Below are 779 nucleotides of genomic sequence, written 5' to 3' on the forward strand. Positions count from 1 at the left end.
GTCGACCGTGAACAATCCGGGCTCTAAGCGGCGACCGGCTTGGGCCGGAGTTGGAAGAGAGCGATCAAGAGGGACAAAAAACCCTTCAGCCACCTGAGCAGGAGGGAGAAGTTGTAGCCGGCAGCGGCCAGGATGGCGTTGACGGCGTCGCCGTGCTTGCCGGCGAGGTAGTTGCGGCCCATCCGATGCTCGGCCTTGATGTGGCCGATGACGGGCTCGATCGCGGCGCGGCGGCGCATCTGGCGCTTGATGGCCGGGGTGACGCGGCGCTTCTGGCCAGCGGTGAAGACCCTGAAGCTGTGGCTTTGCGGTGCGTTGTGGCCGCGATAGCCGGCGTCGGCAAGGATGCGGCCGATCTCGTTGCCGATGGTCTTTTCCATGGCGGGGATGACGCTTTGAAGTGTATGGCCGTCATAGGGATTGCCGGGCAGCGCTTTTGCATGCAGAGCGAACTGGCCACCCTTGGAGCGCTTCAGCGTGGTGGCCACCGACACCTTCACCCCGAACTCGTAAGGGGCATGGGCCTTGCCCTTGCCGATGCACTCGACCTCCGGCGCATGCAGGCTCCAGATCTTGCGGCCGCGCTGGCGCTGACGATACTCGAGAAGGGTGGAGGCCTGGTAGAGCGGCCATTTGAAGAGCGCGTCCAGCGCTGCATCGCCGGCAATCTGGCGACCGATGTCGCGAATGGTCCGGCCGAGATAGGTCTTGAGCCTGCGCAGCGCCTTGTTGGCCCGCTTGAACTGCTTGGCGTGGGCATAGCGCTGGTGCTTGATCAG

1 protein-coding gene is annotated in these 779 nt (G+C 64.4%); it reads right to left on the minus strand.

The genetic code is table 11. The features are described from left to right. Positions 1–23: 23 nt before the first annotated feature. A partial coding sequence (locus NKI49_RS33235) for a transposase (RefSeq protein WP_352695948.1) occupies positions 24–779 on the minus strand: 756 nt, incomplete at its 5' end.

The organism is Mesorhizobium sp. M0587 (genome assembly GCF_040320945.1).
GTDB lineage: Bacteria > Pseudomonadota > Alphaproteobacteria > Rhizobiales > Rhizobiaceae > Mesorhizobium.